The organism is Terrabacter sp. P2_E3, assembly GCF_056403915.1.
This window is the reverse complement of record NZ_JBFUEN010000006.1, coordinates 149,541-163,322: the sequence shown is the minus strand read 5'-3', so window position 1 is coordinate 163,322 and position 13,782 is coordinate 149,541. Positions and strand designations below refer to the sequence as shown.

The window sequence follows — 13,782 nt, the reverse complement described above, 5'->3', positions numbered from 1 at the left end:
GGTCACCGGGCTCGACGACGATGGTCGTGCGGGGCTCAGCCGGCGCGGCGGGCCCGCGCGTTGCGGCGCTTCAGGGCGCGGCGCTCGTCCTCGGAGAGGCCGCCCCAGACGCCGGCATCCTGGCCGGTCTCGAGGGCCCACTTGAGGCAGGTGTCCATGACCGGACAGGTCCGGCACACAGCCTTCGCCTCCTCGATCTGCAGGATGGCCGGGCCGGTGTTCCCGATGGGGAAGAACAGCTCCGGATCGGCCTCCAGGCAGGCAGCGCGGTCGCGCCAATCCATGTGGATCGTGCTCCTTCATGTATCTCGGTTCGCACCGACGCCGGGTGTCGGTCGCGGTGCATGTGCTCGGGGCGCCAGCGTCGTTGTCGGAGCCAAGTCATGGTGTCGTCGTGCGGGGGGATGACCCCCTGACCAACGGAAACGCGCACGAAGTTGTTCCGTACGCGTCGAGGGCCATGATCCAGTGTGACCAGCAACCATGTCCGTGTTCAACGCCTTGGGCGCGGATCACACCAAGGATTGAGTCTATCGGCAGACGGCTCCCAGTTCCAGACCTCCGGCCCGTCCGTGGGGATCGGGAGCCGCCCGGACGGTCCGGACCAGCCGGATCGCTAGGCTGGCGAGGTGACCGAATCGACCTCTCCGAGCCGCGAGGTGCGTGGATCCCACCGCGCCGCAGGGCTGCTCACGCTCCTGGAGGCCCTCGCCGTCCTCGGCTTCGCCGGCTTCTACGTCTACGAGATGGTGACGGGCGCCACAGACGACGTCACGCGGGCGGCGACCTCCGGGGCCCTCATCCTCGTCTTCGGGCTGGGGCTGCTCGCGCTGGCCCGGGGCTGGAACCGCGCCGCCGACTGGCCACGCACCCCCACCGTGCTCTGGAACGCCCTCCTGCTGCCGGTCGCGTGGTCGCTGCACGAGTCGGACCGCACCCCCGTGGCCCTGGCCGTCGGGCTCGTCGCGGCGGCGAGCATCGTGGCGGCCGTGTCGGCTCCGGGGCGCCGGGCCGACGGCAGCCCGGACGGCGAGCGCGACACGGACGTCGTCAGCTGAGCGAGAGCCAGTCGTTCCAGCCGTTGTGGAGCACGAGCCAGGCGATGAGGCCGTAACCGGCCTGTCCGGGGTGGGCGCGGTCGGGGCTGGCCGCGAGGTCGGCCATCCACTGGTCGTGCGTCGCGAGGGGGCGGTAGCAGTCGACGTAGGTGATGCCGCGGCGTGAGCACACGTCGGCCTGGGCCTCGGCGAGCGCCTCGATCTTGCGGTTCATCTCGTCGTCGAGCGTCGGCGTCAGGCCGACGACGAAGACACCGATCCCGGCGTTGGTCGCCTCGTCGAGGACGTTGGCGAGGTTGAGCCGCGAGCGGGCCATCGTCATGCCCGACAGGACGTCGTTGGTGCCCACGTTGAGCACGAGACGTCGCTCGGCGCGTCCCTTCCAGCGCGGGTGGCACTCGGCGCCCCAGCGGGTGACGACGTCGCCCGAGGTGTTGCCGCGGACCCCGAGGTTGTAGGCCGTCAGGTCGAGGTCCGGGTGCTGCGTGCGGGCCACGACGCGTCCGACCCAGCCCAGGCCCTTGGGGTCGCCGTAGCCGGCCGTCATCGAGGCGCCGACGAAGACCATGCCGACGTCGCGGATGCCCTCGGCGACGGTGAACTCGGCGCTCGGGGCGTAGTAGGGGTCCTCCGTCGGGGCCAGGTCCGCCGGGGCCTGCGGGGACGCCGCAGGTGCGGCAGGCACGGTGGGGACAGCGGGCTCGGGGGTCGACGCGGGAGCCGACGCGGCGGCATACCGCCCCGGGGCGTCGGTCGTGAACTGGGTGTGGGAGGAGGGGTAGGCGGGGCCCACGCCGTAGGGCTCCCTCGGTGCCTCGCCGTGCGTCTGGGCCCTGTCGCTGCGGTCGCTCACTGCTCAGTCCTCGTCGTCGTCCAGCCGGGCGAGCCATGTCGCGAGTCGCTCGACCGGCACCTCGAACTCGGGGTTGAGGTCGACGAACGTCCGCAGCTGCTCGGCGAGCCACTCGATGGTGACCTCGTCCTCGCCGCGGCGCGCCGCCAGCTCCTCGATGCCCCTGTCGGTGAAGTACACGTGGGGAGGTTATCGCGTGCCGGGGTGGGGCCGGCGGAGGCGGGCCGAGGACCGGGCACATCGCCTGCGTGCCGACGGGAGACGACCGCCTGCGTATGCCGTCACGCCGGGGACGCAGCGAGGGACCCCGCCGTCGTGGCGGGGCCCCTCGGGTGCTCGGTGTGCCCGGCGGGCGGGTGCGGGCGGGTGCGGGCTCAGCGCCCGAACGCGCGCTCCATGAGCTCGGCCTGCTCGGCCGCGTGCTTCTTCGACGAGCCGGTGGCCGGGGAGGCCGCGGCCTTGCGGGCCACGACGCGCCACGGACGGGTCTCGCCGAGGTCGCAGAGGTCCTCGTGCAGCCACTGGGCCATGAGCGGCCAGGCACCCTGGTTGCGCGGCTCGTCCTGCACCCACACGAGCTCGGCGCCGGGGTACTTCGAGGCGGCGTCGATCATCTCCTTCTCGGGGATGGGGTAGAGCTGCTCGACGCGGATGACGGCCGTCGAGGTGTCGCCGCGCTTCTCGCGCTCGGCATCGAGCTCGTGGACGATCTTGCCGCTGGCGAAGAGCACCCGCGTGACGTCCTGGGTGACGCCCTCGTGGTCGGCCAGGACCGGCTGGAAACCGCCTTGCGTGAAGGCCTCGACAGAGCTGGCCGCCGCCTTGCTGCGCAGCATCGACTTCGGGGTGAAGACGACGAGCGGCGTGCGCGGACGGGCGTAGGCCTGCCGGCGCAGCAGGTGGAAGTAGCTCGCCGCCGTCGACGGGTAGGCGACCGTCATGTTGTTCTCGGCGCAGAGCTGCAGGTAGCGCTCGATGCGCGCCGAGCTGTGGTCGGGACCCTGCCCCTCGTAGCCGTGCGGCAGGAGCAGCACGACCGAGCTGCGCTGGCCCCACTTCTGCTCGGAGCTGGAGATGAACTCGTCGACGATCGTCTGCGCGCCGTTGCCGAAGTCGCCGAACTGCGCCTCCCACAGCACGAGAGCGTCGGGACGCTCGACGGAGTAGCCGTACTCGAAGCCCATCGCGGCGTACTCGGACAGCAGCGAGTCGTAGACCCAGAAGCGGGCCTGCCCCTCGCCGAGGTAGAGCAGCGGCGTCCACTCCTCCGCGTTGTTCTTGTCGATGAGCACCGCGTGGCGCTGCACGAACGTGCCGCGGCGGCTGTCCTGACCGGCGAGCCGGATCGGGGTGCCCTCCTTGAGGAGCGTGCCGAAGGCGAGCAGCTCGGCCATCGGCCAGTCGATGCCACCCTCGTGGACCATCTGGGCACGCTTGTCCATGAGCTGCTTGAGCTTCGGGTGGATCGTGAAGCCCTCGGGCGGGCTCGCGAAGGTCTCTCCGATGTGGACGAGCTCGCTCGCCTCGACCCCGGTCTCGGTCGCGGAGCGCACCGGGGCCTCGTCGTCCTGGACCTGCGCCGTGGGGCGCTCGAGGCCGGCGTTGTCGGGGGCGTCGGAGTCGCGGTCGTTCGGCTGGGGCGGCGTGGCGGCCTGGGCCTTCTTCGCCTCACGGGTCTCGACGAAGACGCGCTCGAGCTGCTGCTGGTAGTCGCGCAGCGCGGCCTCGGCGTCCTCGACGCTGATGTCGCCGCGACCGATGAGCGACTCGGTGTAGAGCTTGCGGACCGAGCGCTTGGCCTCGATGAGGTTGTACATGAGCGGCTGGGTCATCGACGGGTCGTCGCCCTCGTTGTGACCGCGTCGGCGGTAGCACACCATGTCGATGACGACGTCCTTGTTGAACTCCTGGCGGAACTCGTAGGCCAGCTCCGCCACGCGCACGCAGGCCTCGGGGTCGTCGCCGTTCACGTGGAAGATCGGCGCCTGGATCATGCGGGCGACGTCGGTCGAGTAGACCGACGAGCGCGAGCTGCTCGGCGAGGTCGTGAACCCGACCTGGTTGTTGATGACGACGTGGATCGTGCCGCCCGTGCGGTAGCCGCGCAGCTGCGAGAGGTTGAGCGTCTCGGCCACGACGCCCTGCCCGGCGAACGCCGCGTCGCCGTGCATGAGCACGGGCAGGACGGTGAAGGACTCGCCCGCGAGGTTGAGCCGGTCCTGCTTGGCCCGGACGATGCCCTCGAGCACCGGGTTGACGGCCTCGAGGTGGCTCGGGTTGGCGGCGAGGTAGACCTTCGTCTTGCTGCCGTCCTCGGAGACGAACTCGCCCTCGGTGCCGAGGTGGTACTTCACGTCGCCCGAGCCCTGGACCGACTTGGGGTCCTGGGTGCCCTCGAACTCGCGGAAGATCTGGCCGTAGGACTTGCCGGCGATGTTGGCCAGCACGTTGAGGCGGCCACGGTGCGGCATGCCGATGCAGACCTCGTCGAGGTTCTCGCTCGCGGCGCGGCACAGGATGCGGTCGAGGAGCGCGATGACGGACTCGCCGCCCTCGAGCGAGAAGCGCTTCTGCCCGACGAACTTCGTCTGGAGGAAGGTCTCGAAGGCCTCGGCGGCGTTGAGCCGGCGCATGATCCGCATCTGCTCGTCGCGGTTGGCCTTCTCGTAGGGTCGCTCGACCTTGTTCTGGATCCACTTGCGCTGCTCGGGGTCCTGGATGTGCATGTACTCGATGCCGACGGTGCGGCAGTACGAGTCACGCAGGATGCCGAGGATCTTGCGCAGCTTGAGGAACGGGTAGCCGCCGAAGCCGCCCGTCGCGAAGGTGCGGTCGAGGTCCCACAGGCTCAGGCCGTGCGTCGTGACGTCGAGGTCGTGGTGGCGGCGCTGTTTGTACTCGAGCGGGTCGGTGTCGGCCATGAGGTGGCCGCGCACGCGGTAGGCGTGGATGAGCTCCTGGACGCGGGCGACCTTGTTGATGTCGTCGTCGTGCGAGGAGTCGACGTCCTGGATCCAGCGGATCGGCTCGTAGGGGATGCGCAGCGACTCGAAGATCTCGTCGTAGAAGCGGTTGTCGCCGAGGAGCAGCTGGTGCATGATCCGCAGGTAGTCGCCGGACTGGGCGCCCTGGATGATCCGGTGGTCGTACGTCGAGGTCAGCGTGAGGATCTTGCTCACGGCGTTGCGGTTGAGCGTCTCGGTGCTCGCGCCCTGCCACTCGGCGGGGTAGTCGAGGGCGCCGACGCCGATGATGGCGCCCTGGCCCTTCATGAGGCGCGGGACCGAGTGCACGGTGCCGATGCCGCCCGGGTTGGTGAGCGAGATCGTCGTGCCCTGGAAGTCCTCGACGGTCAGCTTGTTGGCGCGGGCCTTGCGGACGACGTCCTCGTAGGCGGTCCAGAAGTGGACGAAGTCCATCTCCTCGGCCGACTTGATCGAGGGCACGACGAGCGTGCGGCTGCCGTCGTCCTTCTGGAGGTCGATGGCCAGGCCGAAGTTGACGTGGGCCGGCACGACGAGGGCGGGCTTGCCGTCCTTCTCGGTGAAGCCGTTGTTCATCTCGGGCATGAGCGCCAGGGCCTTGACCATGGCGTAGCCGATGAGGTGCGTGAAGCTCACCTTGCCGCCGCGCGAGCGGGCCAGGTGGTTGTTGATGACGACCCGGTTGTCGATGAGCAGCTTGGCCGGGACGGCGCGCACGCTCGTCGCGGTCGGGACGGTGAGCGAGACCTCCATGTTGGCCACGACGCGGGAGGACGCGCCGCGCAGCGGGGTCACCCGGTCGTCGTTGACCGGGCCGGTGCCCTTGACCGCGGGGATGTCGCGCGGCTTGGGGGCCTCGGCGGCGGACTCGTCCTTGGGTGCCGCCTTGGGCTCGGTCTTGGGCTCGGTCTTGGGCTCGGTCTTCGACTCGGTCTTCGGCTCCGCCTTGGCCGCCGGTGCGGCGGGGGTCCTGGCTGGTGGCGCGGGCGCCACCTTCGGCCGGGTCGTCGCGGCCGGCGCCGGGGCGGGGCTCTGCGCCGGGGCCGTCGAGGTCTTCGCGGGGGCACCGTTGGACGACCCGTTGGTGGACCCGGTGGCCGAGCCGTTGGCCGGCGTGCTCGTCTGCGGCTTGGTCGCGGTCGCCGTGCGGCCCGGGGCCGCGCTCGCGTCGGCCTCACCCGGCCGGTAGTCCTCGAAGAACCCCCACCAGGCCTTGTCGACCGACGTCTTGTCGGTCAGGAACTGCTGGTAGAGCTCGTCGACGAGCCATTCGTTCGGCCCGAATGCTGCAATCGGGTCACCGGACGTGGACTGATCGGACACGGCGAATGCGCCTCTTTCGTTTGGCTCGGGTGCGTCGTTGCCTATACAGGGGTCAAGCCTAGACCCGAATGCTCTGATACCGGACGGGGGCTCGGATGTCGAGCCCGACCATCGACGAGGCGTTCCTCACGTCCACAGGGCTGGCCCTCGGGGACGCTCTCGAGTATCGCCCGTGCCCGATGGAAGCCCGCGTCAGCTGATGTCGGCGCGCAGCGTCCGCCACGTGCCGAGACCGGCCATCACGGCGGCATACGCCATGAGCACGAGCGCGCCCGCCCACCAGGAGAGCTGGGCGACCGGCTGACCGTCGAAGCCGCCGCTCGTCGACTCGAGCATCGCGCTCGTGGCGCGGCTCGGTAGGTAGGGGGAGATGCTCTTGCCCCAGTCGGTCAGGGCGAGCACGAGCCCGAGCACCGGCTCGACGATCCACGCCACGGCGACGGAGATGAGCAGCGCGGCGACCTGGTTGGGGATGAGGATGCCGGCGCCGAGGCCGATGAGGGCCCACAGGCCGAGGACGAGCAGGGAGAGCGCGAGGGTGCGCCAGATCGCCGGGTCGGCGAAGGGGGCGACACCCTTGGACGTCAGCACGAGGGTGCCCGCGCCGACGGCGCCCGCGAGCGAGAGCAGGCCGTAGAGCACGCCGATCGCGAGCAGCGAGATGACCTTGGCCGCCATGACGCGACCGCGCCGGGGGATCGCCAGGAAGGTCGCGGTGATGGTCTGGTGGCGGTACTCCGAGCCGATCGTGAGCACGCCGATCGACAGCGTCAGGAGGTAGCCGACCTGCAGGCCGCCCGTGAAGACGGCCTTGGCGATGGCGACGTCGGTGGTGGGAGCCGCCGCGGCCTGAGGGCCGCGCAGGGCGTCGCTCGTGAACACGAACGCGAAGAGGACGGCGAAGGCGGCGCCGCTGACGAACACGGCGATGGCCATGCCCCACCAGAGGCGCGTCGTGAAGAGCTTGCGGAGCTCGGCCCGCACCGCCGCGGTCATCGCAGGTCTCCTTCGCGGTCGGCCTGACCTGCCACCGGCGTGGGCTCGGTGAGCAGGGCGGGGTCGATCGGGGGTCCGCTCGGCGGCGGGAGGTCGGCGGGCACGCTGCCCGCTGCGGGCGTGTCGAGCCCCAGGTTGCGGTTGCGGTGCGCGTCGTTCTCGGTGAGGTTGAAGAAGAGCTCCTCGAGGTGCGTCTGCTCGCTGCGCAGCTCGTGGATCGCGACGTCGCTGGCGTGCGCCACGTCACCGACCACGGCGAGGTCCTCGGTGGTGACGCGCAGGCCCCGCCCGCTCGGCGTGACCGTGAGGCCGCGACCGCGGAGCGCCTCGGACAGGCGGTCGGGGTCGGACGTGCGGACGTAGGCCGTGGGCTCGCCACGCAGCTCGGCGACGGTGCCCTGGGCGACGCGCTGGCCGTTGGCGATGATGACGACGTCGTCGACCGTCTGCTCGACCTCGGAGAGCATGTGGCTCGAGATGAGCAGCGTGCGACCCTCGTCGGCCAGGTGGCGCAGGAAGCCGCGCAGCCAGCGGATGCCCTCGGGGTCGAGGCCGTTGGCCGGCTCGTCGAGGATGATGACGCGCGGGTCGCCGAGCAGGGCGCCGGCGAGCCCGAGCCGCTGGCGCATGCCCATGGAGTAGCCGCCGGCCCGCTTGCGGGCGGCGGCGGGGATGCCCACGAGCTCGAGGAGCTCGTCGACGCGCGAGTCGGGGACACCGGCGACCGCAGCCTGCACGCGCAGGTGGTTGCGCCCCGTGCGGCCGGGGTGGAAGTTCGTCGCCTCGAGGGCGGAGCCGACGACGGTGAGCGGGTTGGGGATCTCGGCGTAGCGGTGGCCGTCGATCGTCGCCGTGCCGTCGGTGGCCCGGACGAGGCCGAGCAGCATGCGCAGGGTCGTCGTCTTGCCGCTGCCGTTGGGCCCGAGGAAGCCGGTCACGCGTCCCGGCTCGACGTCGAAGTCGAGGTGGTCGACGGCGGTGAAGGAGCCGAACCGCTTCGTCAGACCGCGCACCTCGATGTGCCCGGTGAACTCCGGTCGTCCGTGCACCACCGTGCTCCCTCCGTCGGCCCACGTGGGCGCCACGGCCCCCGCCGTGATGCGCCCAACTCAACCACACCGCGTACCCGGTCCACACGGAGGTCGCAGCGAGCGGTCCGCGCCGCCGCGGGCCGGTGCGCCTCCCTATAGTTGGGCGCACCATGACCTCCCTCCGCGACCAGGGTCCGGCCACCCCCGCCACCAGCCAGGTCACCCCTCCCGTCACCGCGGGCGCCCCCGGACGGGTGGCCCGGCCGTGACCGAGTGGCTCCTCGTCCTCGGCGCCGTGCTGCTCACGGCCGGCACCGCGCTCTTCGTCGCGGCCGAGTTCTCCCTCGTGGCCCTCGACCGGCCCACGGTCCAGCGCGCCATCGACGAGGGTGACTCGCGGGCCCGTGTCGTGCTCCAGTCGCTCAAGCAGCTCTCGACGCAGCTGTCGGCGGCCCAGGTCGGCATCACCATCACGACCCTCGTCGTCGGCTACCTCGCGCAACCCTCGATCGGGGTCCTCGTCGCCGGGCCCCTCGAGGCCCTCGGTCTCGGCGCCGGTGCGGTGGAGGCCGTCTCGAGCGCCCTCGCCCTCCTGCTGGCCACGATCTTCTCGATGGTCTTCGGCGAGCTGCTGCCGCAGTTCCTCGGCATCTCCGCGCCGCTCGCGACGGCCAAGGTCGTGGCCCTGCCCGTGCGCGTCTTCGCCGTCGTCGCCAAGCCGCTCATCATCGTGCTCAACGGCTCGGCCAACGCCTTCCTCCGCGCGGTCGGGATCGAGCCGCAGGAGGAGCTGTCGGGCGCACGCACGCCGCAGGAGCTCGCGAGCCTCGTCCAGCGCTCCGCCGAGGCCGGCACCCTCGACGTCACGACCGCACGCATGCTGACCCGCTCGCTCGGTTTCGGCGAGCGCACGGCCGACGACGTCATGACGCCGCGCGTGCGGTGCACCGGCATCCACCGTGAGGAGTCCGCCGACGACGTGCTGCGGCTCTCGCGGCGCACCGGGCACTCGCGCTTCCCGGTCCTCGGCGAGGACTGGGACGACATCGACGGGGTCGTCCACGTCAAGAAGGCGATGGCCGTGCCGCACGAGCGGCGCAAGGACGTGCCCGTCTCGGCGCTGATGTCCGACCGCCTCGTCGTCCCCGAGACGATCCGCCTCGACCCGCTCCTGCGCGAGCTGCGCGAGGGCGGCTTCCAGATGGCCGTCGTCGTCGACGAGTACGGCGGCACGTCGGGAATCGTCACGCTCGAGGACGTCGTCGAGGAGATCGTCGGTGAGGTCTCCGACGAGCACGACCGCAGCCGGCAGGGTGGCCGCGAGCTCATCGACGGGTCGTGGACCGTCCCCGGACTGTGGCGCCCCGACGAGGTGCGCGACGCCTTCGACGCCGACGTCCCTGACGGGTCGACCTACGAGACGATGGGCGGCTTCGTCATGACGAGCCTGGGCCGGGTGCCCGTCGTCGGTGACGTCGTCCGGCTGCCTGGCTGGCGCATCAACGTCGTCGGCATGGAGGGGCGCCGCGTCGACCGGCTGCGCTTCGTGCCCGACCCGGAGTCCCTGCCGCCCGGCGACGGCGAGGACGCACGTGACGCATCCGCCGCGTCCGGCCTGCCGGACCGGGCCGGTCGTGTGCCGTCTGCCCGGGAGACGGGGGAGCGGTCGTGAGCGGCGCCTGGGTCTACGTCGTGTCGGTGTTCCTCCTGCTCGGCAACGCCTTCTTCGTCGGCGCCGAGTTCGCCGCCATGGCGGTGCGACGCTCGACGCTCGAGCCGCTGGCCGATGCGGGCAGCAAGCGCGCCCAGTCGTGCCTGCTCGCGCTAGAGCGGCTCGGGTCGATGCTCGCGACCGCCCAGCTCGGCATCACCGTGTGCTCGGTCGGGCTCGGTGCGCTGGCCGAGGCGGCGCTGCACCACCTGCTCGAGCCGATCTTCCACGGCTGGGGGCTCTCCGACGCCTGGGCGAGCGGCGTGGCCCTGGCGCTCGCACTGCTCATCGTGTCCTACCTCCACGTCGTCGTCGGCGAGATGATCCCGAAGAACCTCGCGATCGCGGGGCCCGACCGGGCGGCGCTCGTCCTCGTGCCGGCGCTCTTCGTCATCGCGAGCGCGCTGCGCCCGATCATCCACGCCATGGAGGCGATCGCGAAGGCGCTCGTGCGCCTCTTCGGGGTCGAGCCCAAGGACGAGATCACGTCGGCGTTCACCGCCGAGGAGGTGGCGCACATCGTCGGGGAGTCCCGTCGCGAGGGCCTCATCGAGGAGGAACGTCACGGCCTCGTCGCCAAGACGCTCGAGTTCTCTGACAAGCGCGCCCGCGAGGTGGCGGTCGACGTGCGGTCGCTGACGACCGTCGAGCTGGGCGCGACGCCCGCCGACATCGAGCGCCTCGTCGCCAAGCAGGGCTTCTCCCGCTACCCGGTCCGGGACGCCGCGGGCGAGATCGCCGGCTACCTCCACCTCAAGGACATCCTCTACGCGGACGACGAGCGTCATGAGCAGCCGATCCCGCCCAAGCGGGTCCGCCGGCTCGCCACCGTGCGCGCGGACGACGACATCGAGGACGTGCTCGCCACGATGCAGCTGACGGGCGCGCACCTCGCACGCGTCATCGACGACGACGCCGCGGTGACCGGTGTCGTCTTCCTCGAGGATGTCCTCGAGGAGCTCGTCGGCGAGGTCACCGACACGACCCAGCGCTGACCGGCCGCCGGGGTCGAGCCCATCGTGCTCAGCCGGGCTGCCGCTCCAGCCACTCGAGGTATGCCGTCCCGCGCGGTGAGAGCTCATAGCCGACGTCGTGGCTGATCGTCAGCCCGAGGGCCTTGAGCTTGCGGATGTCGACCTTCATCGGGAGCAGCTCGACGCCGCGCAGGGCCGCCAGCTCCTTCGAGACGACGTGCGGGTTGTCGCGGATCCACTCGAGGATCTCGCGGGTCCACGGACCGGTCGGCCGCGCATCGAGCCGTCGGAGACGAGCCGCGATGTCGCCCAGCGACTCGTCGTCGGGCAGGCTCTCGCGCAAGGCGATCCGCGGGTCCTCACCGGCCCAGCTGAGCCGGATGCGGTAGACGGTGTCACCGCCCTTGCCGCCTCGAGGTGAGGGCTTGCGCTCCCTCGGGGCGAGGAACCGCTGGAGGGTCGCGAGGTCCTTGACGCCGGACGTGCGCGCGTCGCGCTCGGTGAGCTTGTCCGGGTCGCGCACCCAGCTGACGGCGTCGAAGCGGACGAGGCCGGCCGAGGTGAGCTGCAGGCCGCCGACCTTGACCCGCGGGGCATCCCACCGGCGGAAGGCCTGCGTCACCGTGCCGGCACGGATGGCCTCGGCGACGGGCTTGGAGATGAGCACGACCTCATCGTGGCACGTGCCGGCCGGCAGTGGCGCGCCCGCGCAGCCCCACGCATACGTCCTCGTGCGCCGTGCTGCGGGCGATGGTCGGGGGCGGGCGACCTTGCGGATGAACGCGATTCCGGGGTGCACGTGCAACTCCGCCACGTCCGGCAGCACGAGCACGCCGGACGGGGCGCTATCGACGGACGGCCGTCACACACGCCATCGGCACGGTGAGCTCGAGAGCCCCCTGCTCGCCTGCGACGGCGTCGAGCCTGGCCGCGACGTCGGCGAGCACGCGGTCGGCCTCCGTATCGGGCACGACCGAGCGCCAGCCCGGCACGAAGCCGAGCCGGACGAACCAGTGGGCGAGCAGTGCCCGCCCGTCGGCGAAGCGCATCCGGAAGACGTCGGTCGCGACGTCGACGACGTCGAGGCCCGCCACGGTCAGCTGGTCGGAGACCGATGCGACGGTCGCGCGGTGCTGCTCCTGGGCGTCGAGGGCGTGGCGGTGGTCGTCGAGACCGAGGTCGGACAGCGCGCTGCGGTAGGCGGCGTACACCTGCTCCATGTGGCCGACGAGGTTCGTCGTCGTCACGAGTCGTCCCCCGGCGCGCAGCACGCGCGCACACTCATGGAGCACGGCCGGTGGGTCGTCGAGGTTGTTGATGCCGAGGTTGGAGACGACGAGGTCGACGGACGCATCCGGCAGCGGGAGGTCCTCGGCGGAGGCCACGACGACGTCGACGTTGGTCAGTCCGAGGAAGGCCACCTTGTCGGCGAGGCGCTCCATGGCCGCCGCCCACGGGTCCACGGCCGTGACCCGGGACTCGGGCCCGCAGCGCTGCGCGAGCTCGACGGTCACGAACCCGGTGCCCGCGCCGACGTCGACGACGCTCTGCCCCCGGTGCAGCGGCACCCGGTCGAGCAGCATGAGCCCGAACGGCGCCGACCAGAGCGGCAGCTCGTCGTAGTGGGCGGCCACCTCGGGAGCGGACCAGTCGATGTCCTCGTGGCTCGTCACCCGGCCATCGTCGCAGCGGCAGGGCGTCCGGGTGGCCGACGCGGGGGTGCATTCCGCGTCCATGGCGGTCTGCTGCTAATCTCACCGGGCGCACGAAAGTGCGTGCCGCCCCCGTAGCTCAGGGGATAGAGCACCGCCCTCCGGAGGCGGGAGCGCAGGTTCGAATCCTGCCGGGGGCACCAACCGACACGAGGCCTTGAGAACGCGCGAAGCGCCGTCTCAAGGCCTCGTGTCGTCCGTGCCCACGGCAGCTTCGGGGAGGCGGCCTCCGAGGAACGAGGAGGACGTCGGAGTCCTGACGCGGGCCGCCCTCGGGCAACCAGGGCATCCGGGGCATCCGGGGCATCGAGGGAGCCGCAGGACGGGCTCGTAGACTCGGCCGCATGACGCCGGAGCAGCTGCGCGCCCTTCTCGAGGAGGTCGCCGCGCAGGCGGCCCGCACCGGGGAGCTGCCCGACGAGGCGCAGGCCGGTCCACCCGCCGGGCCGCTCTTCCGTCCCACCGACACCCGCGTCGCCGGCGTCGTCGCCGACTGGGTCACGCCGGTCGCCCAGCGGTGGGCGCCGCAGATCGACCTCGAGCCCCGGGACCTGGCGCGCGTGCTCGCCCAGGGGCTGACCCGCCAGAAGTCGGTCGCGGCCGTCGAGGTGGCACCCAGCGGCCTCATCGCCCTCACCCTCGAGGACTCCGCGAGGTCGGCGATCGTCCCGCTCGTCATCGATGACCAGGACCACTACGCCCTCGCCGCGGGCGATCGTCGGCACGACCTCGTCGAGGCTCCCGGCTCCCGACTCGTCGACGACCCCGTCCGCTCCGCCCAGCTCGCGCACGCCCGGCTCTGCCGCATCATCCGCAACGCCGAGGCCGCGGGGGTCGACCGGCGTCCGTCGACCCGGCTCGGCGAGCTGACCCACGTGGCCGAACGCCACCTGCTCGTGGCCCTCGCGGACCTGCCGCAGCGCCTCGCGACCCACGTCGGCGACGAGGTCCAGCAGCGTCGAGCCGTGACCGACCTCGCGGCGCTCGCCGACGCCTGGGACCACCCGGTGCGACCGACGGTCGTCGGGGTGCACCCGCAGCCCGTCCACGGGGCTCGGCTGCTCCTCGCCGACGCCGTCCGCATCGTCTTGCGCAATGGACTCGCCCGCCTGGGCGCGGCAGCCCCCGAGAGGATGTAGT

The 13,782-nt window shown here is 71.8% G+C and carries 12 protein-coding genes and 1 tRNA gene; 5 read left to right on the top strand and 8 right to left on the bottom strand.

The window, feature by feature from the left end; genetic code table 11:
• Positions 1–35: 35 nt before the first annotated feature.
• Positions 36–284 carry a WhiB family transcriptional regulator gene (locus AC1DW8_RS09800; RefSeq protein ID WP_020142976.1) on the bottom strand — a complete coding sequence of 83 codons (249 nt, stop codon included), beginning with the start codon at positions 282–284 and terminating at the stop codon, positions 36–38.
• A 345-nt stretch (positions 285–629) separates the two neighbouring features.
• Between AC1DW8_RS09800 and AC1DW8_RS09795 the strand changes: the two genes are divergently transcribed.
• Positions 630–1,058, top strand: coding sequence for a hypothetical protein (locus tag AC1DW8_RS09795; protein WP_235508585.1), 429 nt, complete (start codon positions 630–632; stop codon positions 1,056–1,058).
• On the opposite strand, the gene AC1DW8_RS09790 is transcribed toward AC1DW8_RS09795, so the two are convergent.
• From AC1DW8_RS09790 to AC1DW8_RS09770, 5 genes are all read right to left on the bottom strand, one after another.
• Positions 1,051–1,911 carry a GDSL-type esterase/lipase family protein gene (locus AC1DW8_RS09790; protein WP_478093635.1) on the bottom strand — a complete coding sequence of 287 codons (861 nt, stop codon included), beginning with the start codon at positions 1,909–1,911 and terminating at the stop codon, positions 1,051–1,053. The two genes, AC1DW8_RS09795 and AC1DW8_RS09790, sit on opposite strands and share 8 nt — an antisense overlap.
• Positions 1,912–1,914: 3 nt before the next feature.
• Entirely contained in the window at positions 1,915–2,091 is a 177-nt protein-coding gene (locus AC1DW8_RS09785) for a DUF6104 family protein (RefSeq protein WP_020142973.1), read from the bottom strand.
• Between the two features lie 194 nt (positions 2,092–2,285).
• On the bottom strand, positions 2,286–6,218 hold the full coding sequence (locus AC1DW8_RS09780) for a multifunctional oxoglutarate decarboxylase/oxoglutarate dehydrogenase thiamine pyrophosphate-binding subunit/dihydrolipoyllysine-residue succinyltransferase subunit (RefSeq protein WP_056824271.1): 3,933 nt from the start codon (positions 6,216–6,218) through the stop codon (positions 2,286–2,288).
• Positions 6,219–6,410: 192 nt separating this feature from the next.
• Positions 6,411–7,214, bottom strand: a complete 804-nt coding sequence (locus AC1DW8_RS09775) for an ABC transporter permease subunit (protein WP_056770552.1) — start codon at positions 7,212–7,214, stop codon at positions 6,411–6,413.
• On the bottom strand, positions 7,211–8,263 hold the full coding sequence (locus AC1DW8_RS09770) for an ABC transporter ATP-binding protein (RefSeq protein WP_478093632.1): 1,053 nt from the start codon (positions 8,261–8,263) through the stop codon (positions 7,211–7,213). The genes AC1DW8_RS09775 and AC1DW8_RS09770 overlap by 4 nt, the downstream gene beginning before the upstream one ends.
• 247 nt (positions 8,264–8,510) lie before the next feature.
• Here AC1DW8_RS09770 and AC1DW8_RS09765 point away from each other — a divergent pair, with 247 nt between their 5' ends.
• Positions 8,511–9,917 carry a hemolysin family protein gene (locus AC1DW8_RS09765; RefSeq protein ID WP_478093630.1) on the top strand — a complete coding sequence of 469 codons (1,407 nt, stop codon included), beginning with the start codon at positions 8,511–8,513 and terminating at the stop codon, positions 9,915–9,917.
• Entirely contained in the window at positions 9,914–10,951 is a 1,038-nt protein-coding gene (locus AC1DW8_RS09760; protein WP_478093628.1) for a hemolysin family protein, read from the top strand. The genes AC1DW8_RS09765 and AC1DW8_RS09760 overlap by 4 nt, the downstream gene beginning before the upstream one ends.
• Before the next feature lie 28 nt (positions 10,952–10,979).
• Here AC1DW8_RS09760 and AC1DW8_RS09755 read toward each other — a convergent pair whose 3' ends face one another.
• Together AC1DW8_RS09755 and AC1DW8_RS09750 are read right to left on the bottom strand one after the other, a co-directional pair.
• Positions 10,980–11,729, bottom strand: coding sequence for an ASCH domain-containing protein (locus tag AC1DW8_RS09755; protein ID WP_478093626.1), 750 nt, complete (start codon positions 11,727–11,729; stop codon positions 10,980–10,982).
• Between the two features lie 46 nt (positions 11,730–11,775).
• Positions 11,776–12,603: a class I SAM-dependent methyltransferase gene (locus AC1DW8_RS09750; protein WP_478093624.1), complete on the bottom strand. Its 828-nt coding sequence runs from the start codon at positions 12,601–12,603 to the stop codon at positions 11,776–11,778.
• A 107-nt stretch (positions 12,604–12,710) separates the two neighbouring features.
• Here AC1DW8_RS09750 and AC1DW8_RS09745 point away from each other — a divergent pair.
• Together AC1DW8_RS09745 and AC1DW8_RS09740 are read left to right on the top strand one after the other, a co-directional pair.
• A tRNA-Arg gene (locus AC1DW8_RS09745) sits at positions 12,711–12,785 on the top strand.
• Between the two features lie 201 nt (positions 12,786–12,986).
• Positions 12,987–13,781 carry a DALR anticodon-binding domain-containing protein gene (locus tag AC1DW8_RS09740; protein WP_478093622.1) on the top strand — a complete coding sequence of 265 codons (795 nt, stop codon included), beginning with the start codon at positions 12,987–12,989 and terminating at the stop codon, positions 13,779–13,781.
• The last annotated feature ends 1 nt before the right edge of the window (position 13,782 follow it).

Coding starts and splice junctions, on each gene's coding strand:
- AC1DW8_RS09775 (WP_056770552.1), bottom strand. CDS start 7,214: ATGACCGCGGCGGTGCGGGCCGAGCTCCGCAAGCTCTTCACGACGCGC.
- AC1DW8_RS09740 (WP_478093622.1), top strand. CDS start 12,987: ATGACGCCGGAGCAGCTGCGCGCCCTTCTCGAGGAGGTCGCCGCGCAG.
- AC1DW8_RS09800 (WP_020142976.1), bottom strand. CDS start 284: ATGGATTGGCGCGACCGCGCTGCCTGCCTGGAGGCCGATCCGGAGCTG.